The sequence below is a fragment of the Candidatus Nanopelagicales bacterium genome (genome assembly GCA_041393815.1).
GTDB lineage: Bacteria > Actinomycetota > Actinomycetes > S36-B12 > JAWKJK01 > JAWKJK01.
In genome coordinates this window covers 72,154-87,086 of record JAWKJK010000002.1, presented here as the reverse complement: position 1 = coordinate 87,086, position 14,933 = coordinate 72,154, and the positions used below count along the sequence as shown (strand labels likewise).

Sequence of the window (14,933 nt, the reverse complement as noted above, 5' to 3'; positions counted from 1 at the left end):
TCAGGTGGCGCCGCTCAGTTGTCGACGTTGACCATCATCGTGACGACGAGCAGCAGGCACAGCGCCACGAAGGCGAATCCCCCGAAGACGTACGGGGAGACCTGACCGGCCTCGTGCCCGCCGGCCTCCTCACTGAGCCGGATCGCCGCCGCCACCACGCCCATGCTGGTCCCCTGGTTCCTCGTGCGGGGCCGGGCCCGTCCGGCCCGACGTCGGCGGCCACTGTAGCGGCCGACGTCGGCCGCCGGCGGCTCACTCCCGCACGTGCCCGTCGCCGGTGACGACGAACGTGGTCGTGGTCAGCTCGGTCAGCCCCATCGGTCCCCGCGCGTGCAGCTTCTGGGTGGAGATCCCGATCTCCGCCCCGAAGCCGAACTCCCCGCCGTCGGTGAACCTGGTCGAGGCGTTGACCATGACGGCCGCGGAGTCCACGCCGGCCACGAACCGACGTACGGCGGACTGCGAGTCGCTGACGATCGCCTCGGTGTGCCCGGACGACCAGCGACGGATGTGCTCCAGAGCCTCGTCCAGGGAGTCGACGACCCCTGCGGCGATGTCGAGGGAGTAGTACTCCGCAGCCCAGTCGTCGTCGGTCACCGGCGCGAACGCGATCCCCGCCGACGCCGCGGCCGCGGCCATCCGGTCGTCGCCGTGGACGGTGACCCCCTTGTCGCGCAACGCCTCCAGCGCCCGTGGGAGGAAGTCCGCCGCGATGTCGGCGTGCACGAGGAACGTCTCGGCCGCGTTGCACACGCTCACCCGCTGGGTCTTCGCGTTGACCAGGATCGCGACGGCCTTGTCCAGGTCGGCGTCGGCGTCGACGTAGACGTGGCAGTTGCCCACGCCGGTCTCGATGACCGGCACGGTGGAGCCCTCGACGACGCTGCGGATCAGGCCCGCGCCACCGCGCGGGATCAGCACGTCCACCAGCCCCCGCGCGGTCATCAGGTGCTTCACCGACTCGTGCGAGGTGCCCGGCACCAGCTGGACCGCGTCCTCGGGCACGTCCGTACCCGCCAGCGCCGACCGCATCGCCGCGACCAGCGCCTGGTTGCTCTCGTGCGCGGAGCTGGACCCGCGCAGCAGCGCGGCGTTGCCGCTCTTCAGGCACAGTCCCGCCGCGTCCACGGTGACGTTGGGGCGCGCCTCGTAGACCATGCCCACGACGCCGATCGGGACGCGGACCTGGCGCACCTGCAGGCCGTTGGGCAGCGTGTAGCCGCGGACCACCTCGCCAACGGGGTCGGGCAGCTCGGCCACGTCGCGCAGCGCGTCCGCGATGGCCGTCAGCCGGGCCTCGGTGAGGGTGAGCCGGTCGACGATCGCCTCCGACGTCCCCGCGTCGCGGGCGCGGGCGACGTCACGCTCGTTGGCCGCCAGGATCGGGCCGAGGTCACCGACCAGCGCGTCGGCCATGGCGCGCAGCGCCGCGTCCTTCTGGTCGCGGGTCAGCTGGCGCAGCACGGTGGCCGCGGACCGGCCGCGCCGGGCGCACTCGATGACGAGGTCGCGGTCGTCGCTCATGCGCCGAGGGTACGGGGGTGGGTCGGCTCGATCAGAACGGCGTCACGTCAGAACGGCGTCACGCCGCCGGCGACCACGAGCCCCCCGGCGGAGTGGGCCGACCGGCCGCGCTGGTGGAACGTGTCGCGGTCCACGACCTCCAGCCCCACGACGCGCCAGTCCGGCAGGTCGCAGCTGGCCTTGTGCTCGCCCCACAGCCGCAGCGCGAGGTCGGCCACGACCTGCGCCGTCGGCGCCTCCTCCCAGTACCGGACCTCCGCCCGGTCGGGTGCGTACCGTCCGGCGAGCAGGAACGGGTGCTCGTGCGCCAGCCGCTCCAACGCGCTGCGGATGGCCGCGGACGGCACCGAGGTCCCGGACAGGGTGAGGGTGACGTGCCACATCGTGCTGGAGGTCTCGGGGCGGACGCCGCCGCCGGCCGCGTGCAGTCCGGTCACGGCCACCTCCTCCTGTCACGTGCCGAGCACGACCAGGTCGTCGCGGTGGACGACCTCCCTCTCGTACGCCGGGCCCAGCTCCCGGGCGAGCTCCCGGGTGGAGCGTCCGAGCAGTCCGGGCAGTTCCGACGCATCAAAGTTGACCAGCCCGCGGGCCACGGCGTGGCCGGTTTGGTCCAGAAGGTCGACCGGGTCCCCGGCGCTGAAGCTCCCGTCGACGGCGGTGATACCGGCCGGCAGGAGGGACAGCCGGCGGCGGACGACCGCGTCGACGGCACCGGGATCCAGCCACACCCGCCCGCGCGGCGTCGTCGCATGGGCCAGCCACAGCAACCGGGTGGGGGTGCGCGCCCCGGTGGGGTGGAACAGCGTCCCGACGACGTCCCCGGCCAGCGCCTCTCCGGCCTGGGCCGCCGAGGCGAGGACCACGGGGACGCCCGCGGCGGTGGCGATCCGCGCCGCCTCGACCTTGGTCACCATGCCGCCGAGCCCGACCGCACCGGCTCCGCGCACGGTGACGCGGGCGAGGTCGCCCGCCTCCCGCACCTCGGGGACCAGTTGCGCCCCGGCCCGACCGGGCGGGCCGTCGTACAGCCCGTCGACGTCGGACAGCAGGACCAGGGCGTCGGCGTGCACGAGGTGGGCCACCAGCGCGGCGAGCCGGTCGTTGTCGCCGAAGCGGATCTCGTCGGTGGCCACCGTGTCGTTCTCGTTGACGACCGGCAGCACCCCGAGCTCCAGCAGCCGGTAGAGCGTGCGCTGGGCGTTGCGGTAGTGCGCGCGCCGCGTGACGTCCTCAGCGGTGAGCAGCACCTGCCCCACGGTGATGCCGTGCCGGCCGAACGCGCCCGCGTAGTGCGCCAGCAGCATCCCCTGCCCGACGCTGGCGGCCGCCTGCTGGGTCGCCAGGTCCCGCGGCCTGCGCTGCAGCCCCAGGGACGGGAAGCCGGTGGCGATGGCTCCGCTGGACACCAGCACGACCTGCGCGCCGCCGAGCGCGCGCAGCGCGAGGGCCTCGACGAGCGCGTCCACCCGGGCCGGGTCCAGGCCGCCGCCGCGGCGGGTGAGCGAGGAGGACCCGATCTTCACCACGACCCGCCGGGCACCGGCCACCTGGCGGCGCAGCGCGGCCGCGGGGCTCATCGGCCCTCGACCCGGTGGTCGGTCCCGCGCGGCCCGTGGTGAGCGGCGTCGCCGGCGGCCACCGTCGGCTCCCAGTCGAAGACGACCGCGTCGTCGTCACCCCCGATGACGACCGTGCAGCCGGCCTCCGCCCCGGCGCGCAGGAGCTCCTCCTCCACCCCGAGCCGGGCCAGCCGGTCGCCGAGGTAGCCGACCGCCTCGTCGTTGGAGAAGTCGGTCTGCCGCACCCAGCGCTCCGGCCGGGCGCCGCGCACGCGGTACAGGTCCCCCTCGCGGGTGACCGTGAAGCCGGAGTCGTCGACCGGAGCCGGCGTGATGACCACCCGCGGCGCGGTGGCGGGGCCCTCCGCGGCGCGGTGGGCGACGACCTCGGCGGCCATCGCGAAGGTCAGCGGGCGCAGCCCCTCGTGCGTGGCCGCGGAGATCTCGAACACCGGCAGGCCACGCGCCTCCAGGTCGGGCCGGACCAGCTCGGCCAGGTCCCGGGCGTCGGGGACGTCGACCTTGTTGAGGGCGACCAGCCGCGGCCGGCCCTCCAGCCCCCCGTACGCGGCCAGCTCGGACTCGATCACGTCCAGGTCGTGGATCGGGTCGCGGCCGGGCTCCAGGGTGGCGCAGTCCAGCACGTGGACCAGCACCGAGCAGCGCTCCACGTGCCGCAGGAACTCCAGCCCCAGCCCCTTGCCCTGGCTGGCGCCCGGGATGAGGCCGGGTACGTCCGCCACGGTGAACACCACGTCCCCCGCGCGGACCACGCCCAGGTGCGGGACCAGGGTGGTGAAGGGGTAGTCGGCCACCTTGGGTCGGGCGGCGGACAGCGCGGCGACCAGGCTGGACTTGCCGGCGCTGGGGTAGCCGACCAGCGCCACGTCGGCCACGGTCTTCAGCTCCAGCACCAGGTCCGCGGACTCCCCCGGCTCGCCGAGCAGCGCGAACCCCGGTGCCTTGCGGCGCGGCGAGGCCAGCGCGGCGTTGCCGAGGCCACCGCGACCGCCGCGGGAGGCGACGTACGAGGTCCCGGGACCGACCAGGTCGGCGAGGACCTCGCCGTCCTCGGTGGTCACCACGGTGCCGTCGGGGACGGACAGGACCAGGTCGTCCGCGTCCGCCCCGTGCCGGTGCGAGCCCTGCCCGGCCTTGCCGTGCCCGGCCCGGCGGTGCGCGGAGCGGTGGTAGTCCAGCAGGCTGCTCACGCTGGGGTCGACGACCAGGATCACGTCGCCGCCCCGGCCGCCGTTGCCCCCGTCGGGGCCGCCGAGCGGCTTGAACTTCTCCCGGTGGATGGACGCACAGCCGTTGCCCCCGTTGCCCGCGGCGACATGCAGGGTGACGCGGTCGACGAAGGTCGTCATGCGGCCGCTCCCGGGGACGCGAGGAGGCGGGCCCGGACCGGGCCCGCCTCCTCGAGGATGCTCTGTGTCGAGGTCAGCTCAGTGCTGAGGTCAGCTGGTCGCGCGGACGCAGCGTGTCACTCGGTGACGATGCTGACGACCCGCCGGCCCCGACGGGTCCCGAACGCGACCTGGCCGTCGGCCAGGGCGAACAGGGTGTCGTCGCCGCCGCGCCCCACGTTGTCACCGGGGTGGAAGTGGGTGCCGCGCTGGCGGACGATGATCTCGCCGGCGTTGACCTGCTGGCCGCCGAAGCGCTTCACGCCGAGGCGCTGGGCATTGCTGTCGCGGCCGTTCTTGGTGCTGGACGCACCCTTCTTGTGAGCCATGCGTCACTTCCCCGTCTCGATGGCGGTGACCCGCACCTGCGACAGCGCCTGGCGGTGGCCCATGCGGCGACGGTAGCCGGTCTTGTTCTTGTACCGGAGGATGTCGATCTTGGGGCCCTTGGTGTGCGCGACCACCTCGGCGGTCACGGCGACGCCGGACAGCGCCTTCGGGTCAGTGGTCACGGACTCGCCGTCGACCAGCAGGAGCGCCGGAAGCGTGACGGTCGAGCCGGGCTCGCCGCTGACGCGGTCGAGCTCGAGCACGTCGCCGACAGCGACCTTCTCCTGACGGCCGCCGGCGCGGACGATGGCGTACACCGGGTGTCTCCTCGGGATCGATCGGGGCACCCCGGCCGCGACCACGGAGGGATCCGCGGGGCGGGCGCACGGGTGCGGTGGTGCCGTAGGCACCGAGGGTCAAGGGTACGGAGCGGGCCGCTCCCGGGTCAAACCGCGGCCGGGTCGGGCTCGGCAGCGTCCGGCGTCTCGACCTCCATGGCGTCGACCTCCACGGCCTCGACCTCCGCGGCCTCAGCCTCGGGGGCCTCGACCTCCGCGGCCTCAGCCTCGGGGGCCTCGACCTCGGGGGCCTCGACCTAGGGGGCCTCAGCCTCGGGGGCCTCGACCTCGGGGGCCTCGACCTCGGGGGCCTCAGCCTCGGGGGCCTCGACCTCGGGGGCCTCAGCCTCGGGGGCCTCGACCTCGGGGGCGTCGACCTCGGCGGCCCGGTCGTCGGGACCGTCCGTCCCGGCCTCGCCGTCGGACCGGGACGCCAGCGCTCGGGCGGCCACGTCCGCCGGGTCCACCCCGCTGCCGCGGCGACGCTTGCGCCCGGACCCGGCGCTGCCGCCGGAACCGCTGCCGCCGGGGGCGCCGCTGGCGCCGGAACCGTTGCCGCCGGAACCGTTGCCGCCGGAACCGTTGCCGCCGGAACCGTGACCGCCGTTGCCCCCGTGATCGGAGCCGGGCACCGGGTGCAGGGACACCCGGATGCCCCGGCCGTTGCAGTGCTCGCAGGTCTCGCCGAACACCTCCAGCAGCCCCTGGCCGATGCGCTTGCGCGTCATCTGGACCAGCCCCAGCGAGGTGACCTCCGCCACCTGGTGCTTGGTCCGGTCCCGGCCCAGGCACTCCAGCAGCCGGCGCAGCACCAGCTCGCGGTTGCTCTCCAGCACCATGTCGATGAAGTCGACGACGATGATCCCGCCGATGTCCCGCAGCCGGAGCTGCCGGACGATCTCCTCGGCGGCCTCGAGGTTGTTGCGGGTGACGGTCTCCTCGAGGTTGCCGCCCTGCCCGGTGAACTTCCCGGTGTTGACGTCGATGACCGTCATGGCCTCGGTCCGGTCGATCACCAGCGAGCCGCCGCTGGGGAGCCACACCTTGCGGTCCAGCCCCTTGGTCAGCTGCTCGTCGATGCGGTACTCCGCGAACACGTCGCCGGGGCCGACCCACTTGCTGAGCCGGTCCTCCAGGTCCGGAGCCACGGAGGTGACGTACTCGTTCACCTGCCGCCAGGCACCGTCACCGGACACCACCAGCCGGCTGACGTCCTCGTTGAACATGTCGCGGACGACCTTGATGGCCAGGTCCGGCTCGCTGGAGAGCAGCGCCGGGGCGCTGGCGGTCGTGGCCTTGGCGGAGATGTCGGTCCATGACTGCGCCAGCCGGCCGACGTCGCGGGCCAGCTCGTCCTCGCTCGCGCCCTCCGCGGCGGTGCGCACGATGACGCCCGCGTCGTCGGGCACGACCCGCTTGAGGATGCCCTTGAGCCGGCTGCGCTCGGTGTCGGGCAACTTGCGACTGATCCCGGTCATCGAGCCGTCGGGGACGTACACCAGGTAGCGGCCGGGCAGGGAGATCTGGCTGGTCAGCCGGGCGCCCTTGTGGCCGATGGGGTCCTTGGTGACCTGGACCAGCACCGAGTCGCCGGACTTCAGCGCGAACTCGATCCGGCGCGGCTGGCCCTCCAGGCCCGCGGCGTCCCAGTTGACCTCGCCGGCGTACAGGACCGCGTTGCGGCCCCGGCCGATGTCCACGAACGCGGCCTCCATGGACGGCAGCACGTTCTGCACCTTGCCGAGGTAGACGTTGCCCACCATCGACGAGGACCCGCCGCGGGTGACGTAGTGCTCGACCAGAACGCCGTCCTCGAGGGCGGCGATCTGGGTGCGGTCGCCTTCCTGCCGGATGACCATGACCCGGTCCACCGACTCGCGGCGGGCCAGGAACTCGGACTCGGTGAGGATCGGGACGCGCCGGCGGCCCGCCTCGCGGCCCTCGCGGCGGCGCTGCTTCTTCGCCTCGAGCCGGGTGGAGCCCTTCAGCGACGTGACCTCGCCGCTGCGCGAGCGCGGCTCGCGGACCTTGACCACGGTGTTCGGCGGGTCGTCCCCGGGCTCGACGTCGCCGTCGGACCCCTTGCGGCGCCGGCGCCGGCGCCGACGGGTGCCGGCACTGCCGCCCTCGTCCTCACCGGCCTCCTCGGTCGGTCCCGCCTCGGGCGCCGCGGTGGCCTCGCCCTCCGCGGACGGCTCGCCCTCGGTCGCGTCGCCGCCGGAGTCGCCACCGGCGTCGCCGCCACTGCGGCGTCGGCCTCGACCGCCCCGGCGCCGACGGCGCCGCCGGGTGCCCTCCTGCTCGGCCCCCTCCTCGTCGGCCTGGTCGGTGTCCGTCCCCGCGATGTCGGTGTCCGCCTGCTCAGCGGTCTCCTCCGCCGCGTCGGACCCGCCCGCGGCCGCCTTGCCGCGGCGCCTCGTGCCCGTGCCGGGCTTCGTGTCCTCGTCCGCGGGTGGCTGGAACAGCGCCGCCGGCGCCTGGAACAGCGGCGCGGCAGTGGAGCCGCCGTCAGCCTCGGCCGACCGGGCAGGCTCGGCCGGCTCGGCGGCCTTCGCGGCCCGGGACCGGCGTCGCGCCGTCGGCGCCGCCGCGGGTGCCTCCGACGGCGCCTCGCCGCCGTCCGCCGGCTCGGCGGGGGCCGCCGCCCGACGGGAACGCCGTCGGGGCGCGGGAGACTCGTCGGGCGTGGGCGCGGAGGCCTGCTCGCCCGAGCCCTCCGCGGCCGCGGCGTCGGCCGCGGCACTCTTCTTCGCGGCGGTCTTCTTGGCGGCGGTCTTCTTCGCCGGCTCCGCCTTCTTCGCCGCGGCCTTCTTCGCCGGCTCCGCCTTCTTCGCGGCGGTCTTCTTCGCCGTCGCCTTCGCGGCCGGTTCGGCGGCCGCCTTGGCCGTCCGACGGCGGGACGTCGTCCCGACCGCCTCGGACTCGGCGGGCGACGATCCGCCCGGGGCGGTCCCCGTGGGGGCGTCGGGACCGCCCGCCTGGTCGGGGGGCGCCGCCGGCGGGGGTCCCGCCGGGCGGGAGGCCGCGCGCCGGCGGCGGACGCGGCGCTCGGTCGCGTCGGGGGTGGTACTGGTCTGCTCGTCACTCATCGCGACGTACTCCTGTCACGGTCCTCGGGCGCACGGGGCGCCGCTCGAGGACCCGTCGTCGTGCCGGCGGACCGGCACGCAAGCCTGCGTGGGACGCGCCCGAACCGCACGCGGGCCGACAACGGCCGCGCCGGTCAGGCGCCGACGACGGCCCCTCCGGATCCGGCGGGCTGCGCGCCACTCCGGTCGGGAGCCAGCGGGTCACCCACGGACCGGCCGTCCGCGGCCAGCGGCCCCTGCGCCAGCCGGGTCACCAGGGGTGGGACCGGCGGCGCGAGGTCGGCCACCTGCCGCAGGGCGGCGAGAACGTCGTCGGGTCGGACGGACGGTGTGACGTGCCGCACGACCAGGCGCAGTATCGCACAGTCGCCGGCCGTGGACCCGGCAGCGACATCAGCGGCACGCGCGGGGTCGGCCTCGACCTCGAGGGCCTCGAGGAGCAGGACCGGGCCGCGCGCATCGAACCGGCGTCGGCCGTTCTTGGTCAGCCGCTCGACCTCCACCTCGTCGACGGCCAGCAGTGCCTGGGCCGCCTCGGCCGCCCGGCCCGGGGGCACCCCGGGCAGCTCCAGCCGCCACTCGCTGGCCTCCAGCCGTCCGGCCAGGTCCGGGGTGCGCACCACGACGGCGTCGAGCACGTCCAGGCCCGGCGGCAGCGCCCGGTCCAGGTCGTCCCGCAGCCGATCCGGGTCGCACGCCCGGACCACGCCGATCTCGAGGTACTCGGCCTCGCTGGCGGTCCCGGTCGGGGCCGCGTTGGCGTACGAGACCTTCGGGTGCGGACTGAACCCGGCGCTGTAGGCCATCGGCACGTCGGCCCGCCGCAGCGCCCGCTCGAACGCGCGCTGGAAGTCGCGGTGGCTGGAGAACCGCAGCCGGCCGCGCCGGGCGTACCGCAGCCGCAGCCGCTGGACCGGGGGCGCGACGTCGCGGTCGGGCTGGCGGCTCACGCGCCCGTCCCGCCGGGGGCGATCACGGTGAGCGGCAGGGTGCGGCCGGTGGGCCCGATCTGGATCTCCGTTCCCATCTGGTCGCAGACCCCGCAGTCGAAGCAGGGCGACCACCGGCAGTCCTCGACCTCGGTCTCGGCCAGCGCGTCCTGCCAGTCCTCCCACAGCCAGTCCCGGTCCAGCCCCGAGTCGAGGTGGTCCCAGGGCAGCACCTCGGTGTGGTCGCGCTCGCGGGTGGTGTACCAGTCCACGTCCACCGGCTCGTCCGCCAGCGCCCGCTCCGCGGCCTGCATCCAGCGCTCGAAGGAGAAGTGCTCGCTCCAGCCGTCGAAGCGGGCTCCGTCCTCCCACGCGGCACGGATCACCGAGCCGACCCGCCGGTCGCCGCGCGACAGCAGGCCCTCGACGATCCCGGGCTTGCCGTCGTGGTAGCGGAAGCCGATCGCCTTGCCGTAGCTGCGGTCCTGCCGGATGTCGTCCCGCAGCCGGGCCAGTCGGGCGTCGGTGGTCTCGTGGTCGAGCTGCGCCGCCCACTGGAACGGCGTGTGCGGCTTGGGCACGAAGCCGCCGATGCTCACGGTGCAGCGGATGTCCCGCCGCCCGGTCACCTCGCGGCCGGCCTGGATCACCCGGCGGGCCAGGGTCGCGATCTGCAGCACGTCCTCGTCGGTCTCCGTCGGGAGCCCGCACATGAAGTAGAGCTTCACCTGGCGCCAGCCGGCGGCGTACGCGGTGGTCACGGTCCGGATCAGGTCGTCCTCGGTGACCATCTTGTTGATGACCTTGCGCAGGCGCTCGCTGCCGCCCTCGGGGGCGAAGGTCAGGCCGCTGCGCCGCCCGTTGCGGGACAGCTCGTTGGCCAGGTCCACGTTGAACGCGTCGACACGGGTGCTCGGCAGGCTCAGCGCGGTCTCGGTGCCCTCGTACCGGTCCGCCAGCCCGCGGGCCAGGTCGGCGATCTCGGAGTGGTCGGCGCTGCTGAGCGAGAGCAGGCCCACCTCCTCGTAGCCGGTGCGCCGCAACCCGTTGTCCACCATCTCGGCGACTCCGGTGATGCTGCGCTCCCGGACCGGGCGGGTGATCATGCCGGCCTGGCAGAAGCGGCAGCCGCGGGTGCAGCCGCGGAAGATCTCCACGCTCATCCGCTCGTGCACGGTCTCCGCGAGCGGGACCAGGGGCGCCTTGGGATACGGCCACTCGTCGAGGTCCATCAGGGTGTGCTTGGCCACCCGCCAGGGGACCTCGGGCCGGCTGGGCGCGACCCGGTGGATCCGCCCGTCGGGCAGGTAGTCGACGTCGTAGAAGCGGGGTACGTAGACGCCACCGGTCGCGGCCAGCCGCAGCAGCAGCTCGGGCCGGCCGCCCGGCGAGCCCTCCGACTTCCAGGCGCGGACCACGTCGGTGATCTGCAGCACCGCCTGCTCGCCGTCCCCCAGGACCGCGGCGTCCACGAAGTCCGCGATCGGCTCCGGGTTGAAGGCCGCGTGCCCGCCGGCCACCACGACCGGGTCGCGGTCGCCCCGCTCGGCCGCGAGCAGCGGGATCCCCGCCAGGTCCAGCGCGGTGAGCAGGTTGGTGTAGCCGAGCTCGGTGGAGAACGACACCCCGAGTAGGTCGAACTCCCCCACCGGACGGTGCGCGTCGACGGTGAACTGCGGGACGCCGTGCTCGCGCATCAGCGCCTCGAGGTCGGGCCAGACGGCGTAGGTCCGCTCGCACAGGACGTCGTCAGCCTCGTTGAGGACCTCGTACAGGATCTGCACGCCCTGGTTGGGGGCGCCGACCTCGTAGGCGTCGGGGTACATCAGGGCCCAGCGGACCGACGTCGCATCCCAGTCCTTGACCACGGCGTTGAGCTCGCCGCCGACGTACTGGATCGGCTTCTGCACCGACGGGAGCAGCGCCTCGAGTCGGGGGAACACGGACTCGACCGGCATGAGCGGGGGTCCTCCGGCGGGACGGGGGATGTCGCGGGACGGGGAATTCGCACGAGGGTAACCCGGGGCTCCGGGGGCGCCCACTCGGCGCGGTCACTCCTTGCTGCGGATGTGGACGTTCTCCAGCAACCCGATCGCGATCCACCCGGCGAACATCGACGTGCCGCCGTACGACACGAAGGGCAGCGGCACCCCGGTGACCGGCATGATCCCGAGGTTCATGCCGATGTTCTCGAACGTCTGGAACGTCAGCCAGGCGACGACCCCGGTGGCCACCAGCCGGCCGAACAGGTCGTCGGCGCGCATCGCGATCCGCAGCCCGCGCCACAGGATGACGCCGAGCAGCAGCAGCAGGACGGACGCGCCGACGAAGCCGAGCTCCTCCCCGGCGACGGTGAAGACGAAGTCGCTCTCGTTGACGGGGACGAAGTTGCCCTGCGTCTGGGGACCCTCGAACAGGCCTCGACCGAGCAGGCCGCCGCCACCGATCGCGATCCGCGCCTGGTTGGCGTTGTACGCGGAGGCACCGGCATCGGCCTCCGGGTCGACGAAGGAGGTGAGCCGTTCCACCTGGTACTGCTGCAGCAGGCCGAGCTGGATGACGAGCAGGACGCCGACGACGGCGGCGAGGATCAGCCCGAGGACCCATCGGGTCTTGGCGCCGGACACCGCGACGATGGACAGCACGATGGTGCACATCACCAGCACGGTGCCGGTGTCGTTCTGGGCCAGCACCAGCACGATCGGGACGGCGGCCAGCACCAGGGACAGCAGCACGTCGCGGTCGCGCGGCTCGCTCTCCGCGTCGCGCTTCTCGGCCAGGACCATGGCCATCACCAGGATGATGGCGATCTTCGCGAATTCGGACGGCTGCAGCGTGAACCCCGCCGGCAGCTTGATCCACGCGCGCGCCCCCGCCACGCTCGTGCCGAGCGGCGAGTAGACCAGCAGCACGCCGACGATCGACGCGACGTAGAGCAGCGGGGTGTAGGCGCGCAGCAGCCGGTGGTCGATCCGCGAGACCAGCAGCCCCAGGACGATCCCGATCGCGATGTTGAGCAGGTGCTTCTTCAGGAACGACTGGGGGTCGCCGGCCGCGGCGGCCAGGTCGGTGCGGCTGGCGGACCAGACCAGCAGGGAGCCGAGCCCGCTGAGGGCCAGTGTCGCCAGCAGCAGCACCCAGTCCAGCCGTCGCCAGTAGGAGGTCTTCTCCTCCGGCCGGCCGGCGGGCGCGGTCCGGGTGAAGGTGGCGGGGTATCCGTGCGCCATCAGCCGGACCTCCGTCGTCGACGGGTCAGTCGCCCGGTCAGCCGCAGGCCGCCGGCACCGAGCAGGAGCAGCCCGGGCGCCAGCAGGGCCGCCTGGTCCGGCGGCGCGGGGCTCGCCCCGTCGTAGACCGCCCCGGGCTCGGTGGCGCCCGGGGCCGGCGCGGTGCCGTCCCCGGTCCCGTCGCCGGTCGCGCCGGGGTCGGTGGTCGCCCCGGGATCGGCGGCACCGGCGGCCGGCCCGTCGGTCGACGGCGACGGGGACACCAGCTTCGCTCCGGGCGGCGCGGACTCCGGCCCCGGCACGATGTCGCCCTCCGGGGTCACCGGGGTCCCGTCCTGGTTGATGGTGGGCAGGGTGGTCGCGGGCTCGCCGCCGTACAGCACGCTGCGCTTGGGGTTGACGGTGTCGCCCTTGACCCCGAACAGCGCCTCGTAGATGCCGCGCACGCTCGGGCCGGAGGTCCCCGAGCCGGTGCCGCCCTGCGTCACCATCATCACGATCGCGTACTGCGGGTCGTTGGCCGGCGCGTACGAGGCGAACCAGGAGGTCGACGGCTTGTCCCCGGTGACCTGGGCCGAACCGGTCTTCGACGCCACCGGGATCTGGTCCAGCGGGAAGCCCTCGAACGGGGCCCGGCCGCTGCCGTCCGTCGTCACGCCGGGCAGCGCGTCCTGGAGGAAGGCGATGGTCGACTTGGGGACCTTGACCTTGCCGCGCGACTTGGGCTTGAACTCCTTCACCACGTCCCCGGTGCTGCTCATGATCGCCCGGGCCACCTCCGGCTGCCACAGGGTCCCGCCGTTGGCGACGGCCGCGTAGACCATCGCCATCTGCAGCGGCGTCACCGCCGTGTCGCCCTGGCCGATCGCGGCGTTGAGCGCGTCACCCTCGCGCCAGATGTAGCCGTCCTCGCAGTTCTCCTTGTCCAGCGCGGTGTAGTAGTCCGCGAGCGCGGGATCGGTCTTGCGCGTCTCGGGGTAGCCCAGCTCGGCGTTGCGGCACCAGGTGTCCCGCAGCTGCTCCCAGTTCTGCTGCTTGAACTTCCGGCCGCCCACGCGACCGCGGCGCTCGTCCGGCAGGTCGATGCCGGTCGGGCTGCCCAGGCCGTACGCCTTCGCGGTCTCCGCGATCGGGTCCGGTGCGTTCGGCCCCGCGTCCAGGCCGCCGGCGTCCGCCCACATCCGGTCGGCGATGCCGTAGAAGACCGTGTTGCAGGACACCTCGAGCGCGCGCGACAGCGAGATGGGCCCGTAGCCGGCGGACTCGAAGTTGCGGAACGTCTGGGGGCCGACCTGGTAGCTGCTCGGGCAGTCGTAAGTGCCGTACAGCGGGTAGCCCTCCACACCCGCCGCGGAGGTGCTGATGACCTTGAAGGTCGAACCGGGGGCGAAGGTTCCCTGGATCGCGTTGGAGGACAGCGCCTTCGCGTTGACGAGCTGCTTGTACTCCTTCTTCGAGATGCCGCCGACCCAAACCCCGGGGTCGTACGTCGGGTACGACGCCATCGCCAGGACATGACCATTGCGCACGTCCACGACGACAGCGGCGCCGGAGTCACCGACGTACCCGTTGGTCTTGGCCCGCTCGATCGCGTCGGCGAGCTGCTGCTCGACCACCGACTGCAGTCGCGCGTCGATGTTGGTGACCACGTAGTTGCCCGGCTTGCTGACGACCTCCCCGGCGACGCCGGTCACCCGTCCGGCCTGGTCGACGGACAGGGTCTTCACGCCGGGCACACCGCGCAGCTGCGTGTCGTACTGGTCCTCCAGGCCGGTCCGACCGACGAGGTCGTTGCGACGAAGGCGTCCGGGCTTGTCGGTGTCGCCCTGGTCCTCCAGCTGCTGCTCGGTGACCGGACCGAGGTAGCCCAGGAGGTGGGCGGCGTTGACGCCGTACGGCGAGGGGTACTCCCGCACGGCCTCCAGCTGCGCCTGCACCCCGGGGTAGTCCGCCCGCTGCTCCATGATCTGCAGCGCCGTCTCGGTGTCGACGTCCTTCGCGACCGGGATCGGCTGGTAGGGCGAGCCGTTCCAGCAGATCGGCGGCCGCTTGGCCCCCGGGGTGCCGCACAGCTGCATCCGGTCGTACACGGCCTGGTAGTCGGTGCCGAGGGCCTTGGCCAGCCGGGTGAGCACCGCCTTGCCGTCGTCCTCCTCGCGGGCGACGACGGTGCGGTCCACCGACACCACCAGCGAGATCCGGTTGGCCACCATCGGCCGGCCCTGGGCGTCGAGTACCAGGCCGCGCACGGCGGGCGTCACCACCTCGCGGGTGGAGTTGTTGGCCGCGGCCGCGCGGTAGGTGTCGCCGCTGATGACCTGCAGGTAGAACAGCCGGCCGAGCAGGGTCGCCATGAGGGAGACCACGAGCACGCCGAGGACGACGAGCCGGAGGTTGGACCTCTCGCTCACGTCGACGTCTCCCGGGCTCGGCGGCGGGGTCGCCGGTCAGCGCCCCGACCGACCGGGGACAGCACGCGTCGGCCGGCCCGGTCGGCGGCAACGACGGTACGACGACCCGGGGCC

12 protein-coding genes are annotated in these 14,933 nt (G+C 73.9%); all 12 read right to left on the bottom strand.

Annotated features, from left to right (window positions below):
- Positions 1-14 precede the first annotated feature (14 nt).
- On the bottom strand, positions 15-164 hold the full coding sequence (locus tag R2737_05865; GenBank protein ID MEZ5115778.1) for a hypothetical protein: 150 nt from the start codon (positions 162-164) through the stop codon (positions 15-17).
- A gap of 88 nt (positions 165-252) precedes the next feature.
- Positions 253-1,524, bottom strand: a complete 1,272-nt coding sequence (locus R2737_05860) for a glutamate-5-semialdehyde dehydrogenase (GenBank protein ID MEZ5115777.1) — start codon at positions 1,522-1,524, stop codon at positions 253-255.
- A 47-nt stretch (positions 1,525-1,571) separates the two neighbouring features.
- Positions 1,572-1,961, bottom strand: coding sequence for a hypothetical protein (locus R2737_05855; GenBank protein ID MEZ5115776.1), 390 nt, complete (start codon positions 1,959-1,961; stop codon positions 1,572-1,574).
- Positions 1,962-1,976: 15 nt separating this feature from the next.
- Positions 1,977-3,104, bottom strand: a complete 1,128-nt coding sequence (proB, locus tag R2737_05850) for a glutamate 5-kinase (GenBank protein ID MEZ5115775.1) — start codon at positions 3,102-3,104, stop codon at positions 1,977-1,979.
- Complete coding sequence (gene obgE, locus R2737_05845; GenBank protein MEZ5115774.1) at positions 3,101-4,456, bottom strand: GTPase ObgE; 1,356 nt, start codon at positions 4,454-4,456, stop codon at positions 3,101-3,103. The genes proB and obgE overlap by 4 nt, the downstream gene beginning before the upstream one ends.
- A gap of 116 nt (positions 4,457-4,572) precedes the next feature.
- The gene (gene rpmA, locus R2737_05840; GenBank protein ID MEZ5115773.1) at positions 4,573-4,824 is read right to left on the bottom strand and encodes a 50S ribosomal protein L27; all 252 of its coding nucleotides are present in this window, start codon (positions 4,822-4,824) and stop codon (positions 4,573-4,575) included.
- Between the two features lie 3 nt (positions 4,825-4,827).
- Positions 4,828-5,142 carry a 50S ribosomal protein L21 gene (rplU, locus tag R2737_05835; protein ID MEZ5115772.1) on the bottom strand — a complete coding sequence of 105 codons (315 nt, stop codon included), beginning with the start codon at positions 5,140-5,142 and terminating at the stop codon, positions 4,828-4,830.
- A gap of 278 nt (positions 5,143-5,420) precedes the next feature.
- Positions 5,421-8,252, bottom strand: a complete 2,832-nt coding sequence (locus R2737_05830) for an Rne/Rng family ribonuclease (GenBank protein MEZ5115771.1) — start codon at positions 8,250-8,252, stop codon at positions 5,421-5,423.
- A gap of 134 nt (positions 8,253-8,386) precedes the next feature.
- Positions 8,387-9,202 (bottom strand): TIGR03936 family radical SAM-associated protein, encoded by an 816-nt coding sequence (locus R2737_05825; protein ID MEZ5115770.1) that lies wholly within the window; start codon positions 9,200-9,202, stop codon positions 8,387-8,389.
- Positions 9,199-11,139, bottom strand: coding sequence for a TIGR03960 family B12-binding radical SAM protein (locus tag R2737_05820; protein MEZ5115769.1), 1,941 nt, complete (start codon positions 11,137-11,139; stop codon positions 9,199-9,201). The genes R2737_05825 and R2737_05820 overlap by 4 nt, the downstream gene beginning before the upstream one ends.
- Before the next feature lie 93 nt (positions 11,140-11,232).
- Positions 11,233-12,408: a rod shape-determining protein RodA gene (gene rodA / locus R2737_05815; protein MEZ5115768.1), complete on the bottom strand. Its 1,176-nt coding sequence runs from the start codon at positions 12,406-12,408 to the stop codon at positions 11,233-11,235.
- Entirely contained in the window at positions 12,408-14,819 is a 2,412-nt protein-coding gene (gene mrdA / locus R2737_05810) for a penicillin-binding protein 2 (protein ID MEZ5115767.1), read from the bottom strand. Before mrdA ends, rodA begins: the two co-directional genes overlap by 1 nt.
- Positions 14,820-14,933: the final 114 nt, after the last annotated feature.